5 protein-coding genes are annotated in these 7,766 nt (G+C 73.3%); 1 reads left to right on the plus strand and 4 read right to left on the minus strand.

Annotated features, from left to right (window positions below):
- From VGR37_04720 to VGR37_04735, 4 genes are all read right to left on the minus strand, one after another.
- Positions 1-1,567, minus strand: a 1,567-nt coding sequence (locus VGR37_04720) for a hypothetical protein (GenBank protein HEV2146700.1), incomplete at its 3' end; no start/stop codon positions are given.
- 52 nt (positions 1,568-1,619) lie between these two features.
- Positions 1,620-3,143, minus strand: coding sequence for a hypothetical protein (locus tag VGR37_04725; protein HEV2146701.1), 1,524 nt, complete (start codon positions 3,141-3,143; stop codon positions 1,620-1,622).
- Positions 3,144-3,320: 177 nt separating this feature from the next.
- Positions 3,321-4,346, minus strand: coding sequence for a prolyl oligopeptidase family serine peptidase (locus VGR37_04730; GenBank protein ID HEV2146702.1), 1,026 nt, complete (start codon positions 4,344-4,346; stop codon positions 3,321-3,323).
- Between the two features lie 124 nt (positions 4,347-4,470).
- Positions 4,471-6,969, minus strand: coding sequence for a dienelactone hydrolase family protein (locus VGR37_04735; protein ID HEV2146703.1), 2,499 nt, complete (start codon positions 6,967-6,969; stop codon positions 4,471-4,473).
- A 280-nt stretch (positions 6,970-7,249) separates the two neighbouring features.
- On the opposite strand from VGR37_04735, the gene VGR37_04740 reads away from it, so the two are divergent.
- On the plus strand, positions 7,250-7,766 hold a 517-nt coding region (locus tag VGR37_04740), incomplete at its 3' end, for a hypothetical protein (GenBank protein HEV2146704.1).

Consider the following 7,766-nt stretch of genomic DNA (forward strand, 5'->3'; position numbering starts at 1 on the left):
CACCTGCGCTGTCGCCGGCCGCGGCGCGGGCGCGCGCGAGCCCGAGCAGCGCCGCCGCCCGGCGGGGGCGGTCCTCCAGTGCCTGCTCGTAGGCGCCTGCCGCCTCGCGCGCGCGGCCGGCCTCCAGCAGCGCGGCCCCCAGCTCCTCGCTCACGACGCGGCTGGCGGGCGGGACCATGGAGCGGTAACGCGGCACCCGGGCCTGCGGCTGCAGCCTCTGGAGCATGGCGAGCGCTCCGGCGTGATCGCCGCGTGCCCGCAGCACCGTCGCCTCCAGCTGGGCCGCGAGGCGTGGCATGTTCGTGGTCCCACGTCCCGCGCCCACGGCCTCGCGGAAGGCGCGGGCGACGGTGATCGCCGGCAGCGTGTCGCGCCGGGTGAGCAGGGCGGCCACGGCGCGCTGGTAGGCGGAGAAAACCGCGAACCCCCGCGCACGCGCCGAGAGGGCCGGATCGCGCCAGTCCATCGCCACCGAGTCCGCCGGCCAGAGATCCCAGCGCCCGGTCTCGGTCGCGTACCGGAACGCGAGCTCCTCCAGCGCGAAGGCGGCGTCGGTCCGGCCGCCGCCGGGTTCCCGCCGGGCAGGCTCGGCCAGCGCTCGTGCCGTGTCCACGAGGGCCCGCGCCGCCGCCCAGCGCCCCTGCTGCAGATAGGCGTACTGCAGCCAGTTGAGGCCGTGCCAGCTGACCGACCACCCCGGACGCCCGCCCTGCGCGGCCGAAGCCCGGGACGCTGCCCAGGTCCGCTCGTTGGACGCCGCCATGTCGTCCCACATCCCCAGGGGGTGAAAGATGTGCGAGGGCATGTGCAGCGCGTGCTCGGCGTCCGGGGCGATGGTCGCGTAGGCGCGTGCGGCGGCGAGCCCCTCGCGCGACCCGGCGGGCGAGTCATGGGCGTGGATCAGGTAGTGCGCGGCGCCGGGATGGCGCGGGTTGGCCTGGTAGACGAGCTGCGCGTGGGCCGAGGCCTCCGCGCCCAGCGCCGCCGCAGCCGCCGGGTCGCGGGTATGGTGCTCCTGCCAGAGCGCGCCGAGCGCCGCGAAGGCGTGCGCCTCGTGGTCGCCGGGCATCGCGGTCGCCCACCTGCGCGTCGCATCGGCGAAGGCGCGCACGCGCGTCGGCTCATCCCCCTCCCCGTACATCGCCTCGACTGCCGCCGCGAAGGCACGCTCCCCGGGAGTGCGCGCCCGGGCCAGCCGCGCCGCGGGCGTTGGGCCGAGCCGGGTGAGCGCTGCCCGCGCGGCCGCGAGGTTCTCCTGCCCCCAGATGACGTGGCTGTGCGTCAGCGCCTCCGCCCAGTACGGGAGCGCGAACGCCGGGTCGGCCTGCTGTGCCTCCCGGAACGCCTCGGCGGCATCCCGATACTCGAAGCTGTGCAGCAACGCCATGCCCCGGAGGAAGGGCTCCTGCGCGGCCGGGGAGCCGGAGTTGGGAAAATGAACCCTGCCGAACTCGAGCGGGGCACCCGCACGGCGTGCAGTGGCGGCATGTCCCTCGTGCTGCGCCGACAGCGAGCGGGGGCAAGCGAGCGCCAGGACGAGGAGCGGGATGACGACGGGGCGTCTCATGGGCTGTACTCCGAAACAAGATTGGTGGGGCCGCGGCGGCTCGGCGCGCGGATCAAAGCGCAGCGCTCGCGCTGTCGTGGACGATCATCACGTGCGACCAGCACAGGCCCGATGCCATGACCCAAGGCATGGTCCCCTCGCGCTCGGTCGGGAAGCCGACCGCCTCCGCGGTGCGTCTCGGGAAGTGCACCGACTGCCAGGAGCGGATCTCCGGCCCCACGCGCCCCATGGCGGGGTCGTACGCGCGCGCAGGGCCGAGCATCCGGTAGCCGGCGGTGATGACTTCCGGGCAGGCCAGGCGCCCGGTTCGCAGATCCTCGCGAACCGCCGCCCGCGCCGAGTCGGTCGCGGGCCCCCGCAGGCGGTCGGCGGCTACGACGCGCCCCGCATAGGGGAAGAAGCTCTCGTGGTAGCACCGCACGTCGAAGCGGTCGTCGCCGGGCGGGTCGCCCATGCAGACCATCCCGTTCGTGCTGGCGCGCAGCGTCGTCTCGCGGCCGCCGGCGCCGTACCCGATCACCCCCGCGCCCGCCCGCATGCTGGCCGGGAGCGGGAGCACGGCGGCGGTGATCTGCTGCTCCGCGGTGGGAACGGTGCGCCCACCCTGCGGATGAACCGCGCCGGCGGCGCCGATGCGGCCCAGCCACTCCGCCCGGAGCTCGGGCACGGTGCGCCCGGTCCGCTCGTGGATGCGGGCCTCCGCGCGACCGGGGATGATGTCGGGAAAGAGCGAGGCGAGGAACTGTGGGCTCGTGCGCTCGGCCAGGAACTTGGTGAACGACGAGGCGCAGGCGTAGAAGGTGGGGGCCACCGCGCCCCGCTCGGTCGTGAACAGCGACGGGAGGACCCCGGGAGCGCCGACGTACGGGGCCACCTCCGCCCCGCGGGGCCCGCGCAGGCGCTCGGCGCAGATGCTGTCCACCTGGGCGTGGCTCCCCGTGCCCAGGCCGTCGCCCTCGTGGAAGGGAAGCTGCTCCGCGAGCGCCTTCGCCACGTAGTCCGCGTAGCCCTCCGCCAGCCAGAGCGGGAGGCGCGCGCGCACCCGGGCCACCTCCGCGGAGTCAGCGAGCTCCCACGGGTAGTAGGGCGTGGATGGCAGCACCAGCACGTGTACCGTCTCGTGGAGGTGCGGCGCCGTGCCCGCCGTCATCCGCCACAGCGGGATGAACACGGCGCTGTCCGCGGTGTGCGGCACGAAGCGCTCCGGCACGAAGTAGTACGTGATCCGCTCCCGCCCCAGCCGCTGCCAGGGGTACGGCCCCCCGATGAAGCGCTGCATCGCGGGGATCGCCGCGTCCAGGCTGTCCACCAGCGCCCGCATGTGCCCCACGGGCACCGAGTCGCGCGGGAACCAGGCGACCACGTGCCGCCCCTCCACGGAGACTCCCCCGGAGCGGAGGGCCGCGACGCGTGCCGAGTCGTCGTCGAGCAAGCGGAGCGGGGTCGGCGCTGCAGCCTGCGGGGCAGGGGTGGGGCCAGCCGCCGCGCCGGCCTGCCGGCAGGCGGGGACGGCGATGATCGCCAGGAGGATCGCGAGACGGCGGACGGGTAGCTGCGCGAGCAGGCGAATGGACATGACGAGCGTCACGGTGAGGGTGAATTCGGGCGCCGCTCGGAGCTGGAAGGCGGTGCCCTGAAGAGATGCAGGCGACGTTTCAGTCGATCCGCGTGCCCCGCCACTCCCGGTTCCGGAAGCGGCAACAGGCGGCGATCAGCGCACGAGCGGACACGGCCAAAGGGACTCTGTGCAGGGTCACGGCCGTTCGGTGGGCATTGGCGGAATGCCCGGCAGATGTGTACGGAGCCATTCGTGAGCGAGCCGGTCGTCCTCGGGATCGTTCTTCTGAATGTTGGGGTCGTCGTTGGGGTAGATGACCAGCTTGTAGGTCTTCCCGAGTGCTTCCAGGCGCTCGACGAGCCCCAGGGTGTGGCTCACCGGAACACGCCGGTTCCCACTCCCGTGCCGGATGAGCAACGGTGTGCTGATGCGCTCCACGTGCTCCAGGATGGACCGTGCCCGGTAGTGCTCTTCGGCCCTGCGCTCGAAATCCGGGTTCGCCTGCCGTAGAGCCCTCAGAACCGCCGTATCCTGCGCGGCCCAGCTCCGCACGTCACTGGGTGCGTTCTCCACGGCCGCCGCGCGCGCGGGCATACCGCGGATGAGCGCCAGGTAGATCATCATCCCGCCGCGCCCACCCCCGTAAAGGAAGAGATTGTCGGCATCCATGTACGGCTGTGCCCTGGCGAGCGCGGACACGTTGACCAGGTCTTCGACATCTCCACCCCCGAACTCATCCCGGCCCTCTCCACCGTCGTTGCCCCGGAAAGCGGGAAAGACCACCACCACACCCTGGTCTTTCACCCGTCCATAGAAGTAGAACAGGTTGAGAAATTGGATCCGGCCACCCGGATCGTAGGGGGGCACAACCACGAACACGGGGTACTTCTTTCCGTTCGTGTCGGTCGGCTTCACGATGTACCCGGTCACCCGGTGCCCTCCGCTCATGTACTGCACCCGGAGGCATTCCACCTCCTGGGTCGTCGTCACATAGTCGAAGTGTGCCTGCCTTCGACGAAACGCCGCCTCGTCGAGCTGGGGGTTCCGGCGCCGGGCGTCAGCGAGCCATTCGTCGAAGGTCCGGTACGGAAAGGCACACCGCTCCTGCGCCACGATCTGGCCGTTCGGGGCTGATGTGTCTCGGCTCTGGGCCAGAACGGGAACTGCCGAAGCAAGCAGCGCGAGAGTGGCGGCGGAGAAACTGAGCGGAAGGAGTCCCATGAGATGTCGGGGCTCGGGGTGAGTGGTTCGGCAAGAGTGTGTGAAGCACTGCTGACAGCCCCGGATGGTCCGGTGGGCGCAGCGGACGCTCAGCGGCTCCGCGCCTCACCGTCGGCGTGCCCGGTCACGGCCTGCTCCGTCCCTTCATCTGCCGGTCGAGGAACTCCAGCACGTCCTCCCGCCACAGCTCGGGCGCGAGCACCATGAACCCGTGGCCATCCCCCACGTTCGCGCCGATGGCGGGATACAGCTTGCCGTCCCCTTCGCCGCCGCCGGCGCGCACCGCGGCCGGGAGCTCGCGCGTGGGAGCCAGGTCCCAGTCGTTCTCCGCCTGGACCACCAGCACGGGCACGCGTACGCGGCGTGCGCCCGCGAGGAGCCGCTCGCGCAGGGGGGCGTTCCACCCCCAGTTCATCGCGGCGGGCGCGAACGCCACCGCGGCGCGCAGCGTGGGATCGGCCTCGGCCGCGAGCATCGTCAGGATCCCGCCGTAGGAGACGCCGGTGACCGCCACGCGCTTCGGGTCCACGTCCGGGCAGGCGCGGATGGCCGCGACGGCGGCGCGAACGTCCTGCAGCTGCGTGGTGGTGAGCAGCTCGGTGGACCGCCGGGCGAAAGCGGGATCGCGCGCCGTGAGCCCTTCGCGCTGCAGCTGGTCCGTTACGGCCTCGCCCTGCCCGGTGGAAAGGCCTACGCCCCGCCGGCAGGGGAAGAACGTCACGTATCCCCGCGCCGCGAACAGCCGGCCGACGTTGTCCCGCTCGGCCTGTCGCCAGCACCCGAGGCTGCCGTGCAGCACGACGAGCGCCGGGTGCCGTCCGGCGGCCGTGGGGCGGTAGAGGGTGCCGCGCAGCGCCAGCTCGCCGCTCGCGTAGGCCACCGTGTCCACGGCCACCGACGCGTCGCTGCTCCCCGCGGCGAGCGTGGTGCTCCCCCAGCGCGCCTCCTCGCGGTCCGGGTAGGTCACGTCGGCGTCGCGCCACGTGGCGGCCAGCTCCCGGTACTCGCGTACCGCCTCGTCGCGGCGGCCCAGGGCCAGCAGAGCCCGCGCGCGGTACAGGCGCGCGAGGGAGCGCCCGGGGGCCATCCGCTCCGCCCTCTCCAGCTCCGCCAGCGCCTCCGCCGGGCGGCGGGTGACCAGCAGGATCTCCGCGGCGCGCTCCCGCGGCGGCTTCACCGTCCCCGGAAGCCCGTACATGAAGGGGACCGACTCCCATTGCTCGGCAGCGGCGCGCAGCAGCGCCAGCGCGGAGTCGGGCTGGTTGGCGATGGCGAACCGCTCCGCCCGCAGCATCTTCTCCATCGCCTCCGCCTCGCCGAGCGGGCCGGCGCGTGCCCCCGCCGCCCGCGCCCGCACGTTGCGGGCGGCGATCCGCTCGAGGAGCGAATCCGCCAGGAGCCGGTCGGCTTCGCGGCTCCCCGGCGTCACGTCCACCGCGCGGCGCGCGCGCTGTGCGGCCGCATAGGCGACGAAGAAGTCGGCCACCGCCCGGGTGTCGATGCTGCGCAGGTGGGTCGTGTCGAAGCGCATCCGCGCGAGTGGCGAGTCCCACGCCTCGGCATTGATCACGTGCGCCGCGGTCATCAGGACGGCGTGTGCGTCCGCGTCGGCCCGGCCCCGCACCGCCGGCGTCGCACCGGCGGCCACGTCACGCTGATAGGTGAGCATCGAGTCCAGCCAGCTGTGCGCCTCGCGCACGCGCCCCTGCTGTATGAGTCCGTACGCCAGCCACTGGGTGCCGTGCCCGAATACGCGCCCGTCAGGACTGTAGGCGGCGTACGCGCGGAGGTTGGCGCGCACCACGTCGTCCCACCGCCCCAGGGCGATGAAGATGTGCGACGTCATGTGCTGCGCGTGCCCGGCGGCCGGCGCGATCTCGCCGTACACGCGCGCCGCCTCGATCCCTCGTACGGCGCTGGCCGGATCGTCCACGGCGTGGATCAGGTAGTGCAGCGCTCCGGGGTGGTGCGGGTGCGCGCGCAGCACCGCGCGGCTGATCTCCTCCGCCATGGCGTAGGCGCGTGGCTCGCGCTCGGCCTGGTTGAGGCCGAGAAGCGAGAGCGCGTAGAAGGTGGCCGCCTCGGGATCGGCGGGATCGCCCGTGTGCAGGCGCGCCATCGCGCGGCTGAAGGCGGTGTCGCGCACGGCCTTCGGCAGGTCGCCGGCGTAGAGTGCCTCGACGGCCCGGAGCCAGGCGCGCTCGCGCGGCGTGCGGGCCATCCTTGCCCGCGCCGCGGGCGTGGGGGCGAGCGAGCGCAGTGCGGCACGCGCGGCGGCCGTGTCCTGCTGGTTCCACACGGGATGGGTGTGGGCCAGCGCCTCGAAGGCGGCGCTCATCGCGTCGCGCGGATCCAGCTCCCGCGCGCGCTGAAAGGCGCGGACCGCATGTGGATAGTGGAAGTTGTGCAGCAGCAGCACGCCCCGGGTGAACTCCGCGTGCGCCGCGGGGCTGGCCCGGGTCGGGAAGTGGATCGTCCCCAACCCGGCCGCCGACCCGGGGTCCGCCGTGTGCGGATCGCCGGCATGCCCGGCGTGCTGGGCCGTGAGCGAGGCGGCGCAGCAGAGCATCACGAAGACGGGGGCGATGGGCCGGATGGAGCGGAGAGCGGAGGTCGTGCGCATGGAGTAGCACCGGGTGGGAGGCTGCGGTCGCTGCCCTGGGCAGCGCGTTCACGGGACATCGGCCGTATGCTACAACGTGGGCGTCTCCTGGCCGTCTCCATGGCGTCTCCGGACACTTTTGGGGCGCACCCCGGCGATTTATATTGCGACATCCGCCTCGCCCGGCGGCACGTTGCGTCCAGTCCGATCTCCCGGTCCGCCGGACCCCTCCTCCCTGGCCCGACCGACCGCGCATTCCCTAATCCGGACCCGGTGTCCGGTGCGCCCGAGAGCGCGCCCCATGATCCAGCTCTTCGTACTCGGCTCCCCGGACCTGCGCCGCGCCGACGGCCAGGAGGTCCGTTCCGTGCTGGTGCAGCCCAAGCGGGTCGCCCTGCTGGCGTACCTGGCCGTGGCCGCGCCCGGAGCCTTTCATCGCCGTGATTCCCTGGTCGCGCTGTTCTGGCCGGAGCTGGACGCGGAGCATGCCCGGGCGGCGCTTCGCAACGGCATCTACCAGCTTCGCCAGGCGCTCGGCCCCGAGGCCGTCGAGACACGCGGCGCCGAGGAGGTCCGGCTCGCGGAGGGGAGCTGCTGGTGCGATGCCCTGGAGTTCCAGCGGGCACTCGCCGACGGCCGGCTCGACGAGGCGGTGGCACTGTATCGCGGAGACCTGCTCGCCGGGCTGCACGTGGAGGGGGCTCCGGGCGTGGAGCACTGGTTGGACCGGGAGCGCGACCGACTCCGCGAGGCGGCGGCTCGCGCCGGGTGGGCCCTGGCCGAGCGGGAGCTGGCCGCCGACGACGACGCCGCCGCGG

It is taken from the genome of Longimicrobiaceae bacterium (assembly GCA_035936415.1).
Taxonomy (GTDB): Bacteria; Gemmatimonadota; Gemmatimonadetes; order Longimicrobiales; family Longimicrobiaceae; genus JAFAYN01.

Bases quoted from the DNA above. Each gene is read 5' to 3' on its own strand.
- VGR37_04725 (HEV2146701.1), bottom strand. From the start codon at position 3,143: ATGTCCATTCGCCTGCTCGCGCAGCTACCCGTCCGCCGTCTCGCGATC.
- VGR37_04730 (HEV2146702.1), bottom strand. From the start codon at position 4,346: ATGGGACTCCTTCCGCTCAGTTTCTCCGCCGCCACTCTCGCGCTGCTT.
- VGR37_04735 (HEV2146703.1), bottom strand. From the start codon at position 6,969: ATGCGCACGACCTCCGCTCTCCGCTCCATCCGGCCCATCGCCCCCGTC.